Raw genomic sequence first — 19,938 nt, 5'->3', positions numbered from 1 at the left:
GGGGTGCTGGCACCCCGGTGCGGTGCGCTCGCGGCGAGCGCCCGCGTACGGACTAGAAGTCCATGCCACCCGTCGGGTCGGCGACCGGAGCGGCCGACTTCTCGGGCTTGTCAGCGACGACGGCCTCAGTGGTGAGGAAGAGGCCGGCGATCGACGCGGCGTTCTGCAGCGCCGAACGGGTCACCTTGGCGGGGTCGATGATGCCCTGGGCGAGCAGGTCGCCGTACTCGCCGGTCGCGGCGTTGAGGCCGTGACCCGCGGGGAGCTCCGACACCTTGTTCGCCACGACGCCCGGCTCGAGGCCCGCGTTGAGGGCGATCTGCTTGAGCGGCGCCTCGATCGCGACCTTGACGATGTTCGCACCGGTCGCCTCGTCGCCGACGAGCTCGAGCTTCTCGAACGCAGCCTTGCCGGCCTGGATGAGGGCGACGCCACCACCCGCGACGATGCCCTCCTCGACGGCGGCCTTCGCGTTGCGGACGGCGTCCTCGATGCGGTGCTTGCGCTCCTTGAGCTCGACCTCGGTCGCCGCGCCCGCCTTGATGACGGCGACGCCGCCGGCGAGCTTGGCGAGGCGCTCCTGGAGCTTCTCGCGGTCGTAGTCGGAGTCGGTGTTCTCGATCTCCTGGCGGATCTGCGCGACGCGACCGGCGATCTGCTCGGCGTCGCCGGCACCCTCGACGATGGTCGTCTCGTCCTTGGTGATGACGACCTTGCGCGCCTGACCGAGCAGGTCGAGCGTGACGTTCTCGAGCTTGAGGCCGAGCTCTTCGCTGATGACCTGGCCACCGGTGAGGATGGCGATGTCCTGCAGCTGGGCCTTGCGCCGGTCGCCGAAGCCGGGGGCCTTGACGGCAACCGACTTGAAGATGCCGCGGACCTTGTTGACGATCAGGGTCGCGAGCGCCTCGCCGTCGACGTCCTCGGCGATGATGAGCAGCTGCTTGCCGGTCTGGATCACCTTGTCGACGATGGGCAGCAGGTCCTTGATGTTGGAGACCTTGCTGTTCGCGATGAGGATGTACGGGTCCTCGAAGACCGCTTCCTGGCGCTCGGGGTCGGTGACGAAGTACGCCGACAGGTAGCCCTTGTCGAAGCGCATGCCCTCGGTGAGCTCGAGCTCGGTGCCGAAGGTGTTCGACTCCTCGACGGTGACGACGCCCTCCTTGCCGACCTTGTCGATCGCCTCGGCGATGATCTCACCGATCTGGGGGTCGGCGGCGGAGATCGACGCGGTGGCGGCGATCTCGTCCTTGGTCTCGATCTCCTTCGCGGCGGCGAGGAGCTCCTCCGAGACGGCCGAGACGGCCTTCTCGATGCCGCGCTTCAGCGAGATGGGGTCGGCGCCGGCGGCGACGTTGCGGAGGCCCTCGCGCACGAGCGCCTGGGCGAGGACGACCGAGGTGGTCGTGCCGTCACCGGCGACGTCGTCGGTCTTCTTGGCGACCTCCTTGACGAGCTCCGCACCGATCTTCTCGTACGGGTCGTCGAGCTCGATCTCCTTGGCGATCGAGACACCGTCGTTCGTGATCGTGGGGGCGCCCCACTTCTTCTCGAGGACCACGTTGCGGCCGCGCGGGCCGAGGGTGACCTTGACCGCGTCGGCGAGCGTGTTCAGGCCGCGCTCGAGCCCACGACGGGCTTCCTCGTCGAAAGCGATGATCTTTGCCATGAGTTTCCTCTCGTCCCTTCACGGACGTCAAAAGAATGGTGGTTAGCACTCGAAACGAACGAGTGCTAAGACGATTCTGGCACTCTGCGTTCGAGAGTGCAAGGCGAGCGGCACGCGCGCCCGGCCCTCAGCCGGCGCGCACGACAGAACGCGCCCCCGCCGACCGGGAGCGCGTTCTGGAACAGTCGTGATTCAGACGGCGCGGACCGATTCGGCCTGCGGCCCCTTCGATCCGGTGCCGAGCTCGAAGGCGACCTGCTGGCCCTCCTCGAGTACCTTGTACCCGCTCATCTCGATCGCGGAGTAGTGGACGAACACGTCCTGCCCACCCCCGTCGACCGTGATGAAGCCGTACCCCTTCTCAGCGTTGAACCACTTGACGGTCCCGTTCGCCATGCTTGCTCCCAGATTTGCATTCGAACGACGGCGGAGTTGCGCGTCGGCTCAGCATGCTCACAGATGCACGCCGGGGCGCACAAGAGCCGGGAGCGGAGAAAAGATCGCGGAATGGCAACGATTCTCCGCTTCGAGCGGCGAGACCGCGTCGCATCCCGGGAGCTGCCGACCGATCCCGGCTACCCGCCGACCGCGGCCGCGTAGTCCGCGCCGAGCACCACGGTGATCGTGCCGCCCGTCTCCGCGATGGAGGGGTCGAGGCCGACGTCGCCCACCCCGAGCGCGCCGAGCACGCCACGCGCGGCGCCCTCGAGCTCGGGGCTCGCGTAGTAGACGGTCGTCGTCTGGAAACTGCTGTCGCTCGCGTTCGCCGCGGAGGCCACGGGCACCCCGGCGCCCTGCAGGACGTCGGAGGCGGTGCTCGCGAGCCCGGACACGTCCGTGCCGTTCAGCACGAGCACCGGCACCTCGGGGGCGATCGTCGGCGGAGCGGTCTCCACGGGCTGCTCGGTCTGCGGCGGCGTCGAGGGCTCCGCGAAGTTCAGCCGCCCGTTGAACACCATGAGCCAGATGATGCCGCCGGCGACGAGCAGCACCGTGGCGAGCGCGGCGATCCCGAAGCCGATCCACGCGCGACCGCGTCGCGAGGGAGCTCGATGCGCGCCGACGCGGTCGATGCCGTTCGGCAGACTGTCGAAGCGATCGCGAGGGAAGTTCTGCGCCATGGGTCCAGTTCGTTCGTCGGGGCCGCGCTCAGTCGAGCGTCCGGCCGGGCGTGGGAGTCCGGTGCGCCCGGGCGGCGACGCGGGCGTCGCGCAGGCGCAGGAGGCGGTTCACGAGGAGCGGGTCGTGACGCAGCGCGGCGGGCTGCTCGATGATGCCGCTGAGCAGCCGGTAGTACCTGGCGCCGCTGAGGCCGAGCTCGGTGCGGATGGCCTCGCCCTTGGCATCCGCGTCCGGCCAGGCCCGCGCCTCGAAGGCGAGGATGCGCACGGAGCGGTCGTCGAGCGCGGCGTCCGCGCCCGTCGTGCCGCTTGCGCCCATCGTCTCGCCTCCAGCTCTCGCCGCGCGGTGCGCGCCTCGAAGCACATCCTAGGGTCGGGCCGCCGGGAGGATGCCGCGCGCGCGGCGTGTGTTCGGCATCCGCCGGTCGACGAAACGCCGGGAACAGCCCCGGACTCCCGCACGTTGTATGACCGTGCCGGGTTTGTCCGGCGCGCCGAGCCTGCCACGATGGAGCTGGCGGCGATCGCGCGAGCCACCCCCGGCTCGCGGGTCCGCCCGGCGCGGAACGAATCGAGAGGATTCCGAGAATGAGCTATCGGGTCGACAAGAGCGACGAGCAGTGGCGCCAGGAGCTCGACGCCGAGCAGTACTCCGTGCTGCGCGAGGCGGCGACCGAGCGCCCGTGGACGGGCGAGCTGCTCGACGAGCACCGCGCAGGCGTCTACCAGTGCGCGGCGTGCGGCGCCGAACTGTTCAAGAGCGGCACGAAGTTCGACTCCGGCTGCGGATGGCCGAGCTTCTACGAGTCCGTCCGCCCGGAGGCGGTCGAGCTGATCGAGGACACGAGCCTCGGCATGGTGCGCACCGAGGTGCGCTGCGCGAGCTGCGGGTCCCACCTCGGGCACGTCTTCCCCGACGGTTTCGGCACTCCGACCGGCGATCGCTACTGCATGAACTCGATCGCGCTCGACTTCACGCCGGAATCCTGAGCGTGGGCTCCGCGAGGGAGGCGGCGCTCCGGCGCCGCTCCTCCCCCAAGGTGACCGAGCGCGCGCCCGACGACGCCGAACTGCTCGCACTGCTCGAGGCCGCAGGCCGCGTGGCCGATCACGGCTCCCTGGCGCCCTGGCGGGTGATCGCCCTCCGCGGCGACGCCCGCGCAGGGCTCGGCCGGGCGCTCGGCGAGGCCGCCGCGGCCCGGGGCGCCGACCCGGGCAAGGTCGCGGCGAAGCCGCTGCGCGCGCCGCTGCTCGTCGCGGTCGTCGCGACGACGCGCCCGCACTTCAAGGTGCACGCCTGGGAGCAGGAGGCCGTCGCCTCCGGCGTCGCCCATGTGCTGAGCCTGCTGCTGGACGAGGCGGGCTGGGGCGTCATGTGGCGCTCCGGCCCCTACACCCGCGACACGGCCGTCGCCGAGTTCCACGGGCTCGCCGACGGCGAGCTGCTGCTCGGCTGGCTGTACGTCGGCGGCCGCCCCGAGGAGCCCCGGCCGGAGCGGCGCGACCCCGGGGTCGCCGAACGGTTCGAATCGCGCGGCTGAGCCGCTACTCAGCGCCGTCCTTCGCCGCGTGGGCGTGCCGCGACCAGCGGATGCTGGCGACGAGCACCGCGACGAGCGCCAGCACGGTCCCGCCGACAGTGGCGAGCTCCAGGGGGCGCTCCGCGGTCGGCAGGAGGAGGTCGAGCGCGAGGGCGGCGGCGAGCTGCCCCGCCACCCCGCACAGGGCGAGCAGCAGCACGCCGATCGTGCGGACGACGGCCGCCTGCGCCGCGATGAACACGCAGCCGAGCGCGCCGCCGAGGTAGAGCCACCACGTGCCGGGGAGCGCCGGGAACCCGGCGACGGCGCCGTGCACGAGCGCCGCGACGACGAGCGCGATCGTTCCGCCGAGGAAGTTGCCGAACGTGGCCGTCAGGGCGCTCCCCGCGGCCTGCTTGACGCGCCCGTTGACCGCCTGCTGCCAGCCGACGCCGACGCCGGCGGTGAACGGCAGCAGCATCAGCAGCAGCGGCACGTCGTGCGCGAGCTGGGCGGAGACGGCCCAGGCGATCGCCCCGAGCGCGAGGACGGCGCCGAGCACGCGGGTGGGCGTCAGCCGACGACGGCCGCCGGGTCCCAGCCCGATGAGGTCGAAGAGGATGCCTCCGACCGTCTGCCCCGCGACGATCGCGACGGTGAACAGCGCCACGCCGAGCGTCGCAGCGGAGAGCCCCTGGGTCGTCACGAACCACGCGCCGGCGAGCCCGCCGAGCAGCATCCACCAGGCGAGCCGCCGATCGGAGAGCGCCTCGCGGACCCGGCCGAGGCCGACCCGACCCGGTTTCCAGACGCACATCGCGAGGGAGAGGATCAGCAACCCGCTGCCGAACGAGATCGCCGCGGCCGTGTACGGGTCGCCGACCACGCGGGCGAACTCGCCGTTGATGCGCGATTGCACCGCGGTGAGCGCGCCCGCGGCGACCGCGATGACGAGCGCGAGGATCACCGGAAGCTGGCCGCGCTCGAGGTGCGGGTGGGCGGCTGGGCGGGCCGGGAGATCGGCGGCCTCGGGCTGAGAACGGTCGCTGGAGGCCACGTGCCCGCCCTTTCCTTGCCCGTCGAGTACCCGCAGATTCCCGCTGATCCCGGCGCACGGGAACGAGGAAGCCGAAACCAGAACGAGCCTAGCCCCCGGTTGCGCCTCGGCCGATCCACCTGGATGAGCTGCTCATCCGCCGGGCGGACCGTCCAGCACCTCGAGGGTGTACTCGGCGTTCTGCCGTGAACGCGGCGCCCACTCGGCGATCAGCTCGCTCGCCGCGATCTCGAGCTCCTCGCGGCGCTGCACCTGCGCGAACGCGTCGAGGTCCGGCACGGAGACCACCCACCAGCGATGTTCCGGCCAGGCATGGACGAGATAGGGACGGTGCTGTGACATCGGGCGAATCGCTCTCTCGGGGGAGAAACCGGATCAGGGACGATCCAGTCTGCATCGACTGAGGTTTCGGCGCCGTAAGTGACGCAATACTTCAGGGCGGACACGCAGGAAGACGTCAGGGCGCAGAACGCGTCGAACGACCGCCCGGAGGCGGCGGGACGCCTGCTCCGGGCCGTTCCAGTGCCGGCTACAGGACTTGAACCTGCAACCCCCGTATTACAAGTACGGTGCGCTACCAATTGCGCCAAGCCGGCGTGCGGGTGACCATGCCCATCCTAGCGGCGGGCCTCGTCGGCGCCCGCGCCGGGCTCGGACGCCGAACGGCCCGCCTCCGCGAAGTGCGGGGACGGGCCGTTCGAAGGCGGATGCCTCGACGCGGGCGCTACTGCGCGGGCGTCGGGGTGGGCGTCTCGCTGGGGCTCGGCGTCGAGTTCGTGAAGCTCTGGCTCGCCGCCTGCGTGACGAAGGCCTGGAACTCGGTCGGCTCCGAGAGCGAGCCCGTGTACTGCTTGCCGTTCACGAGCACCGTCGGGGTGCCCTTCACGGACTCGACCTCGGTGGTGTTCGGCAGCGGGCCGCTCAGCGCGCGGTTCGTGGCGTCCTGCACCCAGCTCTTGAACTGCACGTCGTCGATGCATTTCTCGACCTTGGACAGCGAGCCGACGCCTGCCTGCTCGGCCAGCTTCTTGATGTCGTCGTTGCTCAGGCCGGTCGAGCCCTCGGCGGGCTGGTTGTCGAAGAGCGCGTCGTTGAAGTCGAGGAAGTTCTCGGGCGAGAGGTCCGCGACGCAGGCGGCCGCGTTCGCGGCGCGGAGCGAGTACTGGGTGCCCGCCGAGCGGTTCGTGAGGATCGCGATCGGGTGCACCTCGAGCGTGGCGGCGCCCTGCTCCACCATCGTCTTGATCGCCTCGCGGTTCGTCTGCTCGAACTGGCCGCAGTAGGGGCAGAGGTAGTCGATGTAGGTCACGATGTTCGCGACCTCGCCAGAGTCGTCCTGTTTCGTCGGCGTGGGCTTGCCACCGGCGGGGGTCGCCGGCGTCTCGCTCGGCGTCAGGGTGCCGTCGCTGCCCGTGAAGACGATGCCGTCGCTCGCCATGTTGCGCGGGCCGGGACCCGCCGGCTTCACGCTGTTGAAGATCATCCCGCCGATGAGCGCCGCGATGGCGACGACGGCGACGATGATGCCGCCCTGGAGCAGGATCTTGTTTCGGCGTTCCCGCTTCTTCTGCTCCTCGCGGAGGGCCCGGGCCTTCTCGCGAGCCGCCTCTCGGCGGTCATTCTTGCTGGGGCGAGGCTGATTCGATCCGCCGTTGCTCATCGATGGTCACTCCGGGTCGCTGTGGGGGGCGCACGTCTGCATGCGAACGCACCCACGATAGTAGGAACGGTGCCTGGGAATCACCCACACGGCGGCTGGACGCGCGCAGAGCCCGACGGGACGCCCCCGCTCGGGGGCCGGACGGCACCCCCTCGACGGTGTGCGATACTGAGCGGGCGTCATCGTCGACGCGCTTCCATCACTACGGATCGTCCGGCACGTACCTGCCGGTGAAGGAGAACCATCATGGCATCTGTCACGTTCGACCAGGCCACCCGCCTGTACCCCGGCGGCACCCGCCCGGCCGTCGACAAGCTCGACCTCGAGATCGCCGACGGCGAGTTCCTCGTCCTCGTCGGCCCGTCCGGCTGCGGAAAGTCCACCTCGCTGCGCATGCTCGCCGGCCTCGAAGAGGTCAACGACGGCAACATCTTCATCGGCGACCGCAACGTCACCGACGTGCCGCCGAAGGACCGCGACATCGCCATGGTCTTCCAGAACTACGCGCTCTACCCGCACATGACCGTCGCTGAGAACATGGGCTTCGCTCTGAAGATCGCCGGCGTCGGCAAGGAGGAGCGCGCCGCGCGCGTCCTCGAGGCCGCCAAGCTCCTCGACCTCGAGCCTTACCTCAGCCGCAAGCCGAAGGCGCTCTCGGGCGGTCAGCGTCAGCGCGTCGCCATGGGCCGCGCGATCGTGCGCCAGCCGCAGGTGTTCCTCATGGACGAGCCGCTGTCGAACCTCGACGCCAAGCTCCGCGTGCAGACCCGTACCCAGATCGCCTCGCTGCAGCGCCGCCTCGGCGTCACCACGGTCTACGTCACCCACGACCAGACCGAGGCGCTCACCATGGGCGACCGCATCGCCGTGCTGAAGGACGGCCTGCTCCAGCAGGTCGGCACCCCGCGCGACCTCTACGAGAAGCCGGCGAACGTCTTCGTCGCGGGCTTCATCGGCTCGCCGGCGATGAACCTCTTCCACGCCGACATCGCCGACGGCGGCATCCGCTTCGGCACGGCCGTCGTGCCGGTCGAGCGCGAGACGCTGGCGAACGCGACCGGCTCGCAGGTCACGATCGGCGTGCGCCCCGAGGACATCCAGGTCTCGACGACCGCCGGCGAGGGCCTCGAGGTGAAGGTCGACCTCGTCGAGGAGCTCGGCGCCGACGGCTACCTGTACGGCCACTCGGAGATCGAGGGCAAGCGCACCGACATCGTCGCCCGCGTCGACGGCCGCGCCCACCCCTTCGCCGGGGACACCGTCTACCTCACGCCGACGCCGCACCACGTGCACGTCTTCGACGCCGAGTCGGGCGAGCGCCTCGGCTCGCGCGTCGTGGCCGGCTGAGCCCGACCCACGAACACCGGATGCCGGTCGGGAGCGATCCCGACCGGCATCCGCCGTTTCCGGGCCTCATCGGCCGGTGACGGCGTGCACCTGGAAGGATGGGCTCATGAGCGGCTCCCTCTCGATCACCTCGGCGATGGCTGACCCGGCCCTGCTCGACCTGCCGTGGGACCTCCCGCTCGAGTCCTGGCCGAGCGACACCATCGCGGCGCTCCCGAAGGGCATCTCGCGCCACCTCGTGCGCTTCGCGCACCTCGGGGAGCACATCGTCGCGATCAAGGAGACCACCGCCGAGATGGCGAAGGGCGAGTACGAGATGCTGCGCACGCTGCAGCGACTCGAGATCCCCTGCGTCGAGCCGGTCGCGGTCATCACCAACCGCACGGATGCCGAGGGCGAGGAGTTGAAGCCGGTGCTCGTCACCCGGCATCTGCGCTTCTCGCTCCCCTATCGGGCGCTGTTCTCGCAGACCCTCCGCCCGGACACCGCGACGCGGCTCGTCGACGCCCTGGCCGTGCTGCTCGTGCGGCTGCACATCGTCGGCTTCTTCTGGGGGGACGTCTCGCTCTCCAACACGCTGTTCCGGCGTGACGCGGGCGCGTTCGCCGCGTACCTCGTCGATGCCGAGACCGGCAAGCTCTACGAGGGCGGGCTGTCCAACGGGCAGCGCGAGAACGACCTCGAGATCGCCCGGGTCAACATCGCGGGCGAGCTGCTCGACCTCGAGGCGGGCGGCCGGGTCGCCGACGAGCTCGACCCGGTGCGCATCTCGAACGGCATCGTCGACGCGTACCGCGCCCTCTGGACCGAGCTCACGGGCTCCGAATCCTTCGAGGCGGCGGAGCGCTGGCGCATCAACGAGCGCGTGCAGCGCCTGAACGCCCTCGGCTTCGACATCGAGGAGCTCGCGATCAAGACCGACGAGACCGGCACGACCGTGCGAATTCAGCCGAAGGTCGTCGACGCGGGCCACCACCAGCGCCGGCTGCTGCGCCTCACCGGCCTCGACACGGGCGAGAACCAGGCGCGCCGGCTCCTGAACGACCTCGACTCCTACCGCGCGAGCTACGGCAAGACCGAGCTCGACGAGGAGATGGTCGCGCACGAGTGGCTGATGCGGGTGTTCGAGCCCGTCGTCCGGGCCATCCCGAGCGAGCTGCGCGGCAAGCTCGAGCCGGCCGAGGTCTTCCACCAGCTGCTCGAGCACCGCTGGTTCATGGCGCAGCGGGCGGGCCACGACATCCCGCTCGCCGAAGCCGTGACGAGCTACATCAACACCGTGCTGCGCCACCGTCGCGACGAGGCGACCGTGATCGGGCCGCCCACCGACGCCTTCACGGCCGCGATCGAGGTCGTGCCGGACACGGCATCCATCGCCGCCGTCGACCCGGACGACGAGCGCGACTGGCGGCTCAACGTCTGATCCGGGCGGCCCGCCCGACGGGCCTCACAGCTCGACGACGCGGTTCTCGCCGACGTCGGGCTGCTCCTTCGTGAAGAAGGCCTTGACGGCCTTCGCCGCCGCGACGACGCCCGGCTCCGTCAGCGCCCAGTACTCGGCGCTCTCGGGCAGCACCTCGAGCACGACGAGCTCCGGATCCTCCCGGCCGCCGGGGAACCAGGCCTCGGCGGCGGGCCCCCAGAGCTCGTCGACGGCGCCCTCCTCGCCCTCGACCACGCGCGCGACGCCGGCCATGGAGAGGTAGCCGCGCTTCGACGAGTACGCGACGTTCACCCGCGGGTGCTCGCGGAGCTCCTCGAGCTTCGGGCTCGGGTCCTCGACGAGGAAGCGGAGCGTGCCGTCGAAGCGTTCCTGCAGCGCCGCGAGCGGCCGCGCGTGCAACGCCCCGCCCTCGCCGACGGTGGTGAGCATCGCCACGTCGGCGGCGTGCACGAGCTCGGAGATTCGGTCGTATGCGTCCTGTTCCATGCCCTCGACGCTACGGAGCGCGACGCTGCCGCGCCGCCCCCTTGACAGCCGCTCGGCCGCGCGCGACCCTAGGCCGACTCGGCGGCGCGGAGCCGGGCGACCTCGTAGAGCGCGACCGAGACGGCGATACCGGCGTTGAGCGACTCCGTGGCGGCGCTGATCGGGATCGAGACGATCGCGTCGCAGGTCTCGGTGACGAGCCGCGAGAGCCCCTTGCCCTCCGAGCCGACGACGATCGCGACCGGGCGGTCGGCGAACTCGAGACCGGGCAGCGACACGTCGCCGTCGCCGTCGAGGCCCAGCACGAATACGCCGCGCTCCTTCAGGGCCTTCAGCGTCTGGGTGAGGTTGGGCGCCATCGCGACGGGGATGCGCGCGGCGGCGCCGGCCGAGGTCTTCCAGGCGGCCGCGGTGACGCCGACCGAGCGGCGCTGCGGGACGATGACGCCCTGGCCGCCGAACGCGGCGGTCGAGCGGATGATCGCCCCGAGGTTGCGCGGGTCGGTGATGCCGTCGAGGGCGACGAAGAGCGGCGTCTCGTCGCCGGCGAGCACCTCGTCGAGCAGCTCGATGGGGTGGGCGTACTCGTACGCCGGCACCTTCAGCGCGATGCCCTGGTGCACGCCCCCGTCGCCGGCGAGGCGGTCGAGCTCGGGGCGGGTGACCTCGAGCACCGGGATGCCGCGGTTCGTCGCCATCTTGAGCGATTCGCGCACCCGGTCGTCCATCTCGACGCGCTGCGCGAGGTAGAGCGTCGTGGCGGGCACCTTCGTGCGGAGCGCCTCGACGACCGCGTTGCGGCCCGTCACGATCTCGGACTCGTCACCCGAGCGGGAGCGCTGCGAGGCGCCCGAGGCGCCGCGCGGGGCGCCCGGCCGCTGCGAGCGGCCCTTCCCGCCGGCACGGCCCTTGCCGCCGGCACGGCCCTTGCCGCCGGCGGCCTCGTACCGCTCCTGGGCGGCCTTGCGCTTGCCGGCGACGTGCCAGCTCCGGTCTTCGGCCTTCGGCGTGGGGCCCTTGCCCTCGAGCGCCTTGCGCCCGTGTCCGCCGGTGCCGACCTGCTTCGAGTGCGCGGCCTTGCGGACGGCTCCGGCGCGCGGCTTTCCGCTGCTGCCCTTCATGAGAGGCTCCAATGGGTCGAGGTCTGACTGTCTTCGATGGTGATGCCCGCCTCGGCGAGCTCGGTGCGGATACGGTCGGCGGCCGCCCAGTCCTTCGCGTCGCGCGCGGCGCGGCGGTCGTCGAGCAGGCGTTCGACGAGCACGCCGAGCGCGGTCGCCGCCGGCCCGGCGTCGCCGCTCGCCCAGTGCGGGTCGCGCGGATCGATGCCGAGCACCTGCACCATGGCGGCGACCTGCCCGTGCGCGACGCCCGCCTCATGCAGCTCTTCGGCGTCGAGGGCGTTGTTGCCCGCGCGGACGGTGTCGTGCAGCACGGCGAGCGCCTGGGGCACGCCGAGGTCGTCGTCCATCGCCTCGGCGAAGGCCTCCGGCACGACGGGCGCACCGACCCCGGCGAAGCGCGTGCCGGCGAGACGGCGCTCGACCCGGCTGAGGAAGGTGCGGATGCGGTCGACCGCCGCCTCGGCGACGGTGAGCGACTCCGGGCTGTAATCGAGCGTCGAGCGGTAGTGCGCCTGACCGAGCAGGTACCGGACCGCGAGCGGGGAGGCGAGCGCGAGCAGCTCGGCCGCGTAGACCGAGTTGCCGAGCGACTTCGACATCTTCTGCCCGCCGATGTTCACGAGGCCGTTGTGCACCCAGTAGCGGGCGAAGCCCTCGCCCGCCGCGGTCGACTGGGCGAGCTCGTTCTCGTGGTGCGGGAAGCGCAAGTCGAGCCCGCCGCCGTGGACGTCGAATTCGGGGCCGAGGTAACGTGCCGCCATCGCCGAGCACTCGATGTGCCAGCCGGGGCGCCCCTCCCCCCAGGGCGAGGCCCACGCCGCCGAGTCGGGCTCGTCGGCCTTGCGCCCCTTCCAGAGGGCGAAGTCGCGCGGGTCGCGCTTGCCCCGGGGGTCGGCGTCGGCCGCCGCCTCCATGTGCTCGCGCGACTGCCGGGTGAGCGAGCCGTAGTCGGCCCAGCTCGCGGTGTCGAAGTAGACGTCGCCCGAGCCGCCGGCGGCCGGGTAGGCGTGGCCGCGCTCGATCAGCCGGGCGATGAGCTGCTGCATCTGCTGCACGCTCGCGGTGGCGCGCGGCTCGTAGCTCGGCGGCAGGATGCCGAGCGCGGCGTAGCCCGCGGTGAACTCGAGCTCGATGCGGTACGCGAGCGCCCACCACTGCTCGCCGGCCCCGCCCTGGCCCTCGCGGTGGGCAGCGTCGAGGATCTTGTCGTCGATGTCGGTGACGTTGCGCACGAAGGTCACGTCGAAGCCGCGGTAGGCGAACCAGCGGCGCAGCTGGTCGTAGACGAGCGCGCTGCGGAGGTGGCCGATGTGCGGGCTCGACTGCACCGTGGGGCCGCACACGTACATGCCGACGCGTCCCTCGTGGAGGGGGACGAAGTCGCGCAGCGCCTGGGCCTTCGTGTCGTAGAGTCTGAGCGTCACCGCTCCAGCCTACCGGCGGGCGGGCGCGTGGACCTGGGCGGGCCGCCCGGGAGTTCAGGCCGGCAGCAGCAGCGCGGTCGCGATCGCGGCGACGCCCTCGCCACGGCCGGTGAAGCCGAGGCCGTCGCTCGTCGTCGCGGAGACGCTGACTGGGGCCCCCACGAAGCGGCTGAGGAGCGCCTCGGCCTCCTCGCGGCGGGGCGCGAGCTTCGGCCGGTTGCCGACGAGCTGCACGCTCACATTGCCGACGATGAAGCCCGCTTCACGGACCCGCCGCACCGTCTCGCGGAGGAACACCTCGCCGTGCGCACCGTCGAGCTCGGGGTCGGCGGTGCCGAAGATGCGGCCGACGTCGCCGAGTCCGGCCGCGGCGAGCAGCGCGTCGCAGATCGCGTGGCTCGCGGCGTCGCCGTCGCTGTGGCCGGCCAGGCCGCGCTCCCCCGGCCACTCGAGCCCGGCGAGCCAGAGAGGCGTGTCGTCGTCGGCGAAGGCGTGCACGTCGACGCCCGTGCCGACGCGGGGCACGAGGACGCGCGGCTCCGCGACGGGCTCGGGCGGGAGGATCGACGGTTCGGCGTCGTCGGCGTGCCGCTGGACGGCGGAGACCCCCTCACGAGCGGATGCCTCGGCTCCCGCGCCGGCCTCCGCGACGAGCTGCTCGGCCCGGCGCAGGTCGGCGGGCACCGTGATCTTGAACGCCCGTACATCGCCGGGTACGACGTCGACCTGCACGCCCGCCGCGGCGGCGAGTGCGGCGTCGTCGGTGAACTCGCCGCCGGCGAGGCGGTAGGCGCGCTCGAGCGCACCGCGCGGGAAGCCCTGGGGGGTCTGCACCGCTGCGAGCTCGGCGCGATCGACGGTCTCGACGACCCGGCCGTCGGCGACGCGCTTCACGGTGTCGACGACCGGGAGCCCCGGCACGACGCCGTGGCCCCGGGTGCGGACCGCGGCGGCGACCTCGTCGAAGAGCAGGGCGGGGGTGAGCGCCCGCGCCGCGTCGTGCACGAGCACGATGCCGATCTCGGGGGCGAGCTGGGCGAGCCCCGCGGCGACGGAGTCCTGCCGGAGTTCGCCGCCGGCGACGACGACGAGCTCGGCCGAGGCATCCGCGCCCTCCTGCAGCTCGGCGCGCGTCTGGTCGACGCGCTCGGCCGGGACCACGACCACGAGCTGCACGGGCTCACGCATGCGGAGCACGCCGCGCACGGCGTGCGAGAGCAGGGTACCGTCGCCGAGGGGCACGAAGGCCTTCGGCTCGGGCCGGCCGAGCCGGGTGCCGCTGCCCGCGGCGACGACGATGACGGCGACGGAGGGGGTGCTCACCCTCCGAGCGTACCGCCAGGGCCGGTCACCGGGACGGCGGGCGTCCGGCGCCGGGCGCGACCGCGGCTCAGGAGGCGAGCACCTCGTCGAGCACGACCGAGGCCTGCTCCTCGTCGGTCTTCTCGGCGAGCGCGAGCTCCGAGATGAGGATCTGCCGGGCCTTCGCGAGCATGCGCTTCTCGCCGGCCGAGAGGCCGCGGTCCTGGTCGCGGCGCCACAGGTCGCGCACGACCTCGGACACCTTGATCACGTCGCCCGAGGCGAGCTTCTCGAGGTTCGCCTTGTAGCGGCGCGACCAGTTGGTCGGCTCCTCGGTGAACGGCGCGCGCAGCACCTCGAACACGCGGTCGAGGCCCTCCTTACCGATGACGTCGCGGACACCGACCAGATCGACGTTCTCGGCGGGGACCTCGATGACGAGGTCGCCCTGCGTGACGTTCAGCTTGAGGTAGAGCTTCTCTTCGCCCTTGATGATCCGTTTCTTCACCTCGGTGATCGTTGCAGCGCCGTGGTGCGGGTAAACGACGGTCTCGCCAACCTCAAAAAGCATGAATGATAGTCCTTTCGGCAACTTTCAGGATATCACATCTGGGATCGTGCTAAGGTATGCGGCCCTCCACGGGCATGCACCTCCGTAGGCTATGCTCGACACGATTCCCACGCGTGCGCGACGGCCGATCCGCGCGCACGGCTTCGGACTTGGAGGTTCTGTGAAGGCGCGTCTCGCGGCATCCGCCGCTCTCGCTCTCGGTATCGTCATCGGCGCCAGCGGTTGCTCGATGATCACCTACCAGGCGACCACCGAGCACTACGACGCGAGCGACGGCGTCTCCGTCAACGTCGGCCAGCTCGACCTCCGCAACGTCCTCGTCGTGAGCGACGACGGCGAGCAGGGCAACCTCGTGATGACGGTCGTGAACCGCGGCGACAAGGACGCCTCGCTGAACGTCGAGTTCGGCGACGGCAGCACCGTCACCGAGCCGATCACGATCGCCGCCGGCAGCACCGTCGCGTTCGGCGTCGACGACGTCGAGGGCCTCGAGGTGCAGGAGCCCGTGCTGCTCGAGGGCATCGACTCGATCCCCGGCTCGCTCATGCCGATGTTCTTCCAGTACAGCGGCGCCGAGGGCCAGGAGATCAACGTCCCCGTCCTCGACGGCGCCCTCGCGGAGTACAAGTCGCTCGTGCCGTAAGGCACCCGCGCACGAGACCCCGGGTCGCCGCTCGCACGAGCGGCGACCCGGGGTCTTTCGCGCGGCCCCGCCCCTTCGGGACGGGCCGCCGCCGTGGCTCAGGCCTCGAAGCGGTAGCCGAGGCCGCGCACGGTCACGAGCTGCACCGGCTCCGACGGCGACACCTCGATCTTCGAGCGGATGCGCTTGATGTGCACGTCGAGCGTCTTCGTGTCGCCGAAGTAGTCCGACCCCCAGACCCGGTCGATGAGCTGGCCGCGGGTGAGCACCCGGCCGGCGTTGCGCATCAGCAGCTCGAGCAGCTCGAACTCCTTCAGCGGCATCGGCACGGCGGCGCCGTCGACCTCCACGGTGTGCCGGTCGACGTCCATCCGGACCCGGCCCGCCTCGAGCACCGCGTCGTCGAAGTCCGCGGCATCCACCCGTCGGCGGAGCACGGCCCGCACGCGGGCGAGCAGCTCCCTGGTCGAGTAGGGCTTCGTCACGTAGTCGTCGGCGCCGAGCTCGAGGCCCACGACGATGTCGATCTCCGAGTCCTTCGCCGTGAGCATGATGATCGGCACGCTCGAACGGTTGCGGAGCTCCCGGCAGACCTCGGTGCCCGGCAGGCCGGGGAGCATGAGGTCGAGGAGGACGAGGTCGGCGCCGTCGCGGTCGAAGGCTTCGAGGGCGTCGCGGCCGTCGGCGGCGACCTCCACCTCGTAGCCCTCGCGCTCGAGCAGGAAGCTGAGCGGGTCGGACAGGGCGATCTCGTCTTCGACGAGCAGGATTCGAGTCACGTGACGGCTCCTCGGGATGCGGGGGTGGGATCGATGGAGGCGGGCGGCTGGCCCTCCTGGTCCTGGGGTTCGACGGCCGCGGCGAGCGGCAGCCGGATCGTGAAGGTCGAGCCGCGACCCGGCTGCGACCAGACGCGGACGTCGCCGCCGTGGTTCTGCACGGTGTGCTTCACGATGCTGAGGCCGAGGCCCGTCCCGCCGGTGTTGCGGCTGCGGGCCTGGTCGACGCGGTAGAACCGCTCGAAGACGCGGTCGAGCTCGTCGGCGGCCATGCCGACGCCCTGATCCGTCACGGAGATCTCGACCGCGCCCTTCTTCGTGGAGACGCCGACGCCGACCCGGCCGCCCTCGTTGGAGTACGCGATCGCGTTCGCGATGAGGTTGTGCACGGCCACCGCGAGGAGGGCGCGGTCGCCGTAGACCTCGGCGCGCTTCGCGCCGCGCACCGCGACGTCGATGTCCTTGGCCTGCGCGACCACCCGGTTCTGGTCGACGGCGGCGGCCACGACCTCGTCGATCCGGACGATCGTGTCGGGCCGCAGGGCATCCTTCGCCTGGAGCTTCGAGAGCTCGATGATCTCGCCGGTGATGCGCGCGAGCCGCTGCGCCTCGACCTCGAGGCGGCCGGCGAAGCGTTGCACCTGCGCGGGCTCGTCGGCGGCCTCGCCGAGCGCCTCCGCGAGGAGGCCGACCGAGGCGATCGGCGTCTTGAGCTCGTGGCTGATGTTCGCGATGAAGTCGCGGCGCACCTCGTCGAGGCGGTGCGCCTCGGTGCGGTCCTCGACGACGATGAGCACGAAGCGCGCGCCGAGCCGAGCCACCCTGACGCTCACGAGCATCGTCTGCTCGCCGAAGGGGCCGCGGGCGAGCTCGAGCTCCTCCGCGATCGGCTCCCCCGTGCGGCGCACCCGCCCGGCGAAGTCGAGCAGCTCCTGGTGGGCGAGCGTCTGCCCGCGCACGAGCCCCATGGCCAGCGCGCCGGGCGACGCCCGCAGCACGTTGTTCGAGGGGTCGACGACGACGCCGGCCGAGTCGAGCACTTCGAGCACCTGGTCGACGCCCTCGGGCACGCTCGGGGTCGCGACGTTCGCCGCGCTCTGCCCGCGTCGTTCGGCCATGTGCAGCACGACCATGAAGGCGGCGCCGAGGAAGAGGCCGAGGGCGAGCGCTGCGACCACCACCCAGGTGGAGTCCATGGCTCCCACACTAACGATGCGTGAAGGGCGTCCGTCGCCGATCGGGGCGAATACGACGGTACGTTGGTCAGTGTTCAGGAGAACGGCACCTGCTGTTCACCTTCGATCGGGAGGATTGCCGGGCCGGTCGGAACCGGTGCATCAGCGCGTCCGTGCCGATGCAAGAGAGGTGTGAGGATTCACAGTCATGCGTGAGGTGTTCCAGCAGGAGCTGCGCGAGGTCCAGGACCGGCTCGTCGAGATCGCCGGTCTCGTCGCGGAGTCGATCGACAAGGCCACCCGTGCGTTCAACGAGTCCGATGTGGCGCTCGCGGAGGAGGTCATCGCCGACGACCACGGCATCGACCAGGCGGCGCTCGCCCTCGACGAGCTCGCGATCACGATCCTCGCCCGTCAGCAGCCGGTCGCCCGCGACCTGCGGATCGTCGTCAGCGCGCTGCGGATCAGCGCCTCGCTCGAGCGGATGGGCGACATGTCGACCCACATCGCGCAGCTCGCGCGCTACCGCTTCCCCGACAAGGTCGTGCCGAAGACGCTGCGGCCGACCTTCGCCGAGATGGGCCGGCTCGACGTGGAGATCGCGAAGAAGCTCACGGAGCTGCTCACGACCGAGGACGTCGAACTCGCCGAGCAGATCCGCAACGAGGACGACGAGATCGACGCCCTGCACCTGCAAGTGTTCGACAAGGTGCTCGGCGAGACCTGGAAGGGCGAGGCCGTCGACACCGTCGACGCGACGCTCGCCAGCCGCTACCACGAGCGCTTCGCGGACCACGCGGTGTCGATCGCGAAGAAGGTGCAGTACCTCGCGACCGGCGACTGGGCGCCCGAGGCGCCGTAGCGCCGCAGACGCCGAGGGCCGGTGGATCGGATGATCCACCGGCCCTCGCTGCGTCGCGGGTGCGGTCTCGTCGAGCGCCGGGCTACTTCTTGCCCTGGGCGGCGACGGCGGCCGCGCCGGCCGCGGCCGCCTCGGGGTCGAGGTAGCGGCCGGGGCCGGTCGGACGGAAGTCGTCGTCGAGCTCGTAGACGAGCGGGATGCCGGTCGGGATGTTGAGCTCGGCGATGTCGGCGTCGCTGATGCCGTCGAGGTGCTTCACGAGCGCGCGGAGCGAGTTGCCGTGCGCGGTCACGAGCACCGTCTTGCCGGCCGCGAGGTCGGGGATGATGTCCTGCTCCCAGTACGGCAGCATGCGGGCGATGACGTCCTTCAGGCACTCGGTGCGGGGCAGCTCGTCGTCGGCCAGCTCCGCATAGCGGGGGTCGCCGACCTGCGAGTACTCGGCGTCGTCGGCGAGCGCCGGCGGCGGCACGTCGAAGGAGCGGCGCCAGAGCTGGAACTGCTCGGGACCGTACTTCTCGAGCGTCTCGGCCTTGTCGAGGCCCTGCAGGGCGCCGTAGTGCCGCTCGTTCAGCCGCCAGCTGCGGCGCACAGGGATCCAGAGCCGGTCGGCCACGTCGAGCGCGATGTTCGCCGTCTGGATGGCCCGGCTCAGCACCGAGGTGTGCAGCACGTCGGGCAGCACGCCCTCGGCGGCGAGCAGCTCGCCGGCGCGGGCGGCCTCGCCGAGGCCGAGCTCGGAGAGCCGGACATCGACCCAACCGGTGAAGAGGTTCTGCTGGTTCCATTCGCTGTTGCCGTGGCGAAGCAGCACGAGGGTGTGAGGCATGCTCCCAGCCTAGCGGCGGCGCTCGGCGCCGCGACGAACCGAGTCGCGCCCTGCGAGACTGGAGGAATGCCGCCGCCCCCGCCCGCCCGCCGCGCCTCCGCCGGCCCGGAGGGCGCCATCACGCGCGGCACCACCAACACGAACCGGCTGCGCCGGGTGGACCGCTGGATCGCCGAGCAGCCGGCGTTCCGCCTGGCGGCCGATCCCCTCGTGGTCGACCTCGGCTACGGCGCGAGCGGGGTCACCGCCTTCGAGCTCGCCGCCCGACTCCGGCGCCGCCGCCCGGACGTCGAGGTGCTCGGCCTCGAGATCGACCCCGCCCGGGTGCGCACCGCCGACGCCCAGCTCGCCGAGGTGCGGGCCGGCCGCACGGCGTTCGACCCCGAGCTGCCGGTCGCGTTCGCGCGTGGCGGCTTCGAGGTGCCGACCGGGCACCGCCGTCCCGCCGTCATCCGCGCCTTCAACGTGCTGCGCCAGTACGAGGAGCGCGAGGTCGCGTCGGCCTGGGCGCGGATGACCGACCGGCTCGCGCCGGGCGGCCTGCTCGTCGAGGGCACGTGCGACGAGCTCGGCCGCATCGCCAGCTGGGTCGGGATCACGGCCGAGGGCCCGCGCAGCTTCACGATCAGCCTGCGCCTGCGCGAGCTCGATCGCCCCTCCGTCGTCGCCGAACGGCTGCCGAAGGCCCTCATCCACCGGAATGTCCCCGGCGAACGCGTACACGGCCTGTTCGTGGACCTCGACCGGGCCTGGGCCCAGGCGGCGCCGCTCTCGGTCTACGGCCCCTCGCAGCGCTGGATCGACGCCGTCGGCCGGCTGCGGGCCGAGGGCTGGCCCGTGCGGGACGGCGTGCGCCGATGGCGCCTCGGCGAACTCACCCTCGACTGGGCCGCGGTCGCGCCGCTCCCCTGAGCGGGCGCGC

22 protein-coding genes and 1 tRNA gene are annotated in these 19,938 nt (G+C 71.7%); 7 read left to right on the top strand and 16 right to left on the bottom strand.

What is annotated here, in order from left to right:
- Positions 1-52 precede the first annotated feature (52 nt).
- From groL to QSJ60_RS07530, 4 genes are all read right to left on the bottom strand, one after another.
- Entirely contained in the window at positions 53-1,672 is a 1,620-nt protein-coding gene (gene groL, locus QSJ60_RS07545; RefSeq protein ID WP_189083858.1) for a chaperonin GroEL, read from the bottom strand.
- Positions 1,673-1,864: 192 nt separating this feature from the next.
- The gene (locus tag QSJ60_RS07540; RefSeq protein ID WP_189083857.1) at positions 1,865-2,068 is read right to left on the bottom strand and encodes a cold-shock protein; all 204 of its coding nucleotides are present in this window, start codon (positions 2,066-2,068) and stop codon (positions 1,865-1,867) included.
- Positions 2,069-2,247: 179 nt separating this feature from the next.
- The gene (locus QSJ60_RS07535) at positions 2,248-2,793 is read right to left on the bottom strand and encodes a LytR C-terminal domain-containing protein (RefSeq protein ID WP_189083856.1); all 546 of its coding nucleotides are present in this window, start codon (positions 2,791-2,793) and stop codon (positions 2,248-2,250) included.
- A gap of 28 nt (positions 2,794-2,821) precedes the next feature.
- Positions 2,822-3,112 carry a DUF3263 domain-containing protein gene (locus tag QSJ60_RS07530; RefSeq protein ID WP_189083855.1) on the bottom strand — a complete coding sequence of 97 codons (291 nt, stop codon included), beginning with the start codon at positions 3,110-3,112 and terminating at the stop codon, positions 2,822-2,824.
- Between the two features lie 269 nt (positions 3,113-3,381).
- Between QSJ60_RS07530 and msrB the strand changes: the two genes are divergently transcribed.
- Complete coding sequence (gene msrB / locus QSJ60_RS07525) at positions 3,382-3,783, top strand: peptide-methionine (R)-S-oxide reductase MsrB (protein WP_189083854.1); 402 nt, start codon at positions 3,382-3,384, stop codon at positions 3,781-3,783.
- 2 nt (positions 3,784-3,785) lie between these two features.
- Positions 3,786-4,334 (top strand): nitroreductase family protein, encoded by a 549-nt coding sequence (locus tag QSJ60_RS07520; RefSeq protein ID WP_285463182.1) that lies wholly within the window; start codon positions 3,786-3,788, stop codon positions 4,332-4,334.
- A 4-nt stretch (positions 4,335-4,338) separates the two neighbouring features.
- Here the strand turns inward: QSJ60_RS07520 and QSJ60_RS07515 are convergent, their stop codons facing one another.
- From QSJ60_RS07515 to QSJ60_RS07500, 4 genes are all read right to left on the bottom strand, one after another.
- A complete protein-coding gene (locus QSJ60_RS07515; protein WP_285463181.1) occupies positions 4,339-5,370 on the bottom strand; it encodes a DMT family transporter in 1,032 nt (343 codons plus the stop codon).
- Positions 5,371-5,502: 132 nt separating this feature from the next.
- Positions 5,503-5,712 (bottom strand): hypothetical protein, encoded by a 210-nt coding sequence (locus QSJ60_RS07510; protein WP_285463180.1) that lies wholly within the window; start codon positions 5,710-5,712, stop codon positions 5,503-5,505.
- A gap of 181 nt (positions 5,713-5,893) precedes the next feature.
- Positions 5,894-5,966, bottom strand: a tRNA-Thr gene (locus QSJ60_RS07505).
- Between the two features lie 128 nt (positions 5,967-6,094).
- Positions 6,095-7,030, bottom strand: a complete 936-nt coding sequence (locus QSJ60_RS07500; protein WP_230764973.1) for a DsbA family protein — start codon at positions 7,028-7,030, stop codon at positions 6,095-6,097.
- 246 nt (positions 7,031-7,276) lie between these two features.
- Here QSJ60_RS07500 and QSJ60_RS07495 point away from each other — a divergent pair, with 246 nt between their 5' ends.
- On the top strand, positions 7,277-8,377 hold the full coding sequence (locus QSJ60_RS07495; protein WP_230764971.1) for an ABC transporter ATP-binding protein: 1,101 nt from the start codon (positions 7,277-7,279) through the stop codon (positions 8,375-8,377).
- Positions 8,378-8,483: 106 nt separating this feature from the next.
- Positions 8,484-9,800 (top strand): DUF4032 domain-containing protein, encoded by a 1,317-nt coding sequence (locus tag QSJ60_RS07490; protein WP_189083849.1) that lies wholly within the window; start codon positions 8,484-8,486, stop codon positions 9,798-9,800.
- A gap of 24 nt (positions 9,801-9,824) precedes the next feature.
- On the opposite strand, the gene QSJ60_RS07485 is transcribed toward QSJ60_RS07490, so the two are convergent.
- From QSJ60_RS07485 to QSJ60_RS07465, 5 genes are all read right to left on the bottom strand, one after another.
- Entirely contained in the window at positions 9,825-10,307 is a 483-nt protein-coding gene (locus QSJ60_RS07485) for a pyridoxamine 5'-phosphate oxidase family protein (RefSeq protein ID WP_285463179.1), read from the bottom strand.
- A 68-nt stretch (positions 10,308-10,375) separates the two neighbouring features.
- Positions 10,376-11,428: a 23S rRNA (guanosine(2251)-2'-O)-methyltransferase RlmB gene (gene rlmB, locus QSJ60_RS07480; protein ID WP_285463178.1), complete on the bottom strand. Its 1,053-nt coding sequence runs from the start codon at positions 11,426-11,428 to the stop codon at positions 10,376-10,378.
- Positions 11,425-12,855 carry a cysteine--tRNA ligase gene (cysS, locus tag QSJ60_RS07475; protein ID WP_285463177.1) on the bottom strand — a complete coding sequence of 477 codons (1,431 nt, stop codon included), beginning with the start codon at positions 12,853-12,855 and terminating at the stop codon, positions 11,425-11,427. The genes rlmB and cysS overlap by 4 nt, the downstream gene beginning before the upstream one ends.
- Positions 12,856-12,909: 54 nt before the next feature.
- Entirely contained in the window at positions 12,910-14,178 is a 1,269-nt protein-coding gene (gene ispD / locus QSJ60_RS07470) for a 2-C-methyl-D-erythritol 4-phosphate cytidylyltransferase (protein ID WP_285463176.1), read from the bottom strand.
- A gap of 67 nt (positions 14,179-14,245) precedes the next feature.
- Positions 14,246-14,728 (bottom strand): CarD family transcriptional regulator, encoded by a 483-nt coding sequence (locus tag QSJ60_RS07465; protein ID WP_189083844.1) that lies wholly within the window; start codon positions 14,726-14,728, stop codon positions 14,246-14,248.
- 160 nt (positions 14,729-14,888) lie between these two features.
- On the opposite strand from QSJ60_RS07465, the gene QSJ60_RS07460 reads away from it, so the two are divergent.
- Entirely contained in the window at positions 14,889-15,371 is a 483-nt protein-coding gene (locus QSJ60_RS07460) for a hypothetical protein (protein ID WP_285463175.1), read from the top strand.
- Between the two features lie 98 nt (positions 15,372-15,469).
- On the opposite strand, the gene QSJ60_RS07455 is transcribed toward QSJ60_RS07460, so the two are convergent.
- The gene (locus QSJ60_RS07455; RefSeq protein ID WP_189083842.1) at positions 15,470-16,150 is read right to left on the bottom strand and encodes a response regulator transcription factor; all 681 of its coding nucleotides are present in this window, start codon (positions 16,148-16,150) and stop codon (positions 15,470-15,472) included.
- Positions 16,147-17,346, bottom strand: coding sequence for a sensor histidine kinase (locus tag QSJ60_RS07450; protein WP_189083841.1), 1,200 nt, complete (start codon positions 17,344-17,346; stop codon positions 16,147-16,149). The genes QSJ60_RS07455 and QSJ60_RS07450 overlap by 4 nt, the downstream gene beginning before the upstream one ends.
- A gap of 187 nt (positions 17,347-17,533) precedes the next feature.
- Between QSJ60_RS07450 and phoU the strand changes: the two genes are divergently transcribed.
- Positions 17,534-18,187, top strand: coding sequence for a phosphate signaling complex protein PhoU (phoU, locus tag QSJ60_RS07445; RefSeq protein WP_189083840.1), 654 nt, complete (start codon positions 17,534-17,536; stop codon positions 18,185-18,187).
- A gap of 82 nt (positions 18,188-18,269) precedes the next feature.
- On the opposite strand, the gene QSJ60_RS07440 is transcribed toward phoU, so the two are convergent.
- On the bottom strand, positions 18,270-19,016 hold the full coding sequence (locus QSJ60_RS07440; protein WP_189083839.1) for a phosphoglyceromutase: 747 nt from the start codon (positions 19,014-19,016) through the stop codon (positions 18,270-18,272).
- Between the two features lie 66 nt (positions 19,017-19,082).
- Here QSJ60_RS07440 and QSJ60_RS07435 point away from each other — a divergent pair, with 66 nt between their 5' ends.
- Entirely contained in the window at positions 19,083-19,928 is an 846-nt protein-coding gene (locus QSJ60_RS07435; protein ID WP_285463174.1) for a class I SAM-dependent methyltransferase, read from the top strand.
- The last annotated feature ends 10 nt before the right edge of the window (positions 19,929-19,938 follow it).

Origin of the sequence: Agromyces sp. NBRC 114283, assembly GCF_030268405.1 — a bacterium.
GTDB classification, from domain to species: domain Bacteria; phylum Actinomycetota; class Actinomycetes; order Actinomycetales; family Microbacteriaceae; genus Agromyces; species Agromyces mediolanus.
This window is presented reverse-complemented; position numbering and strand designations above follow the sequence as displayed.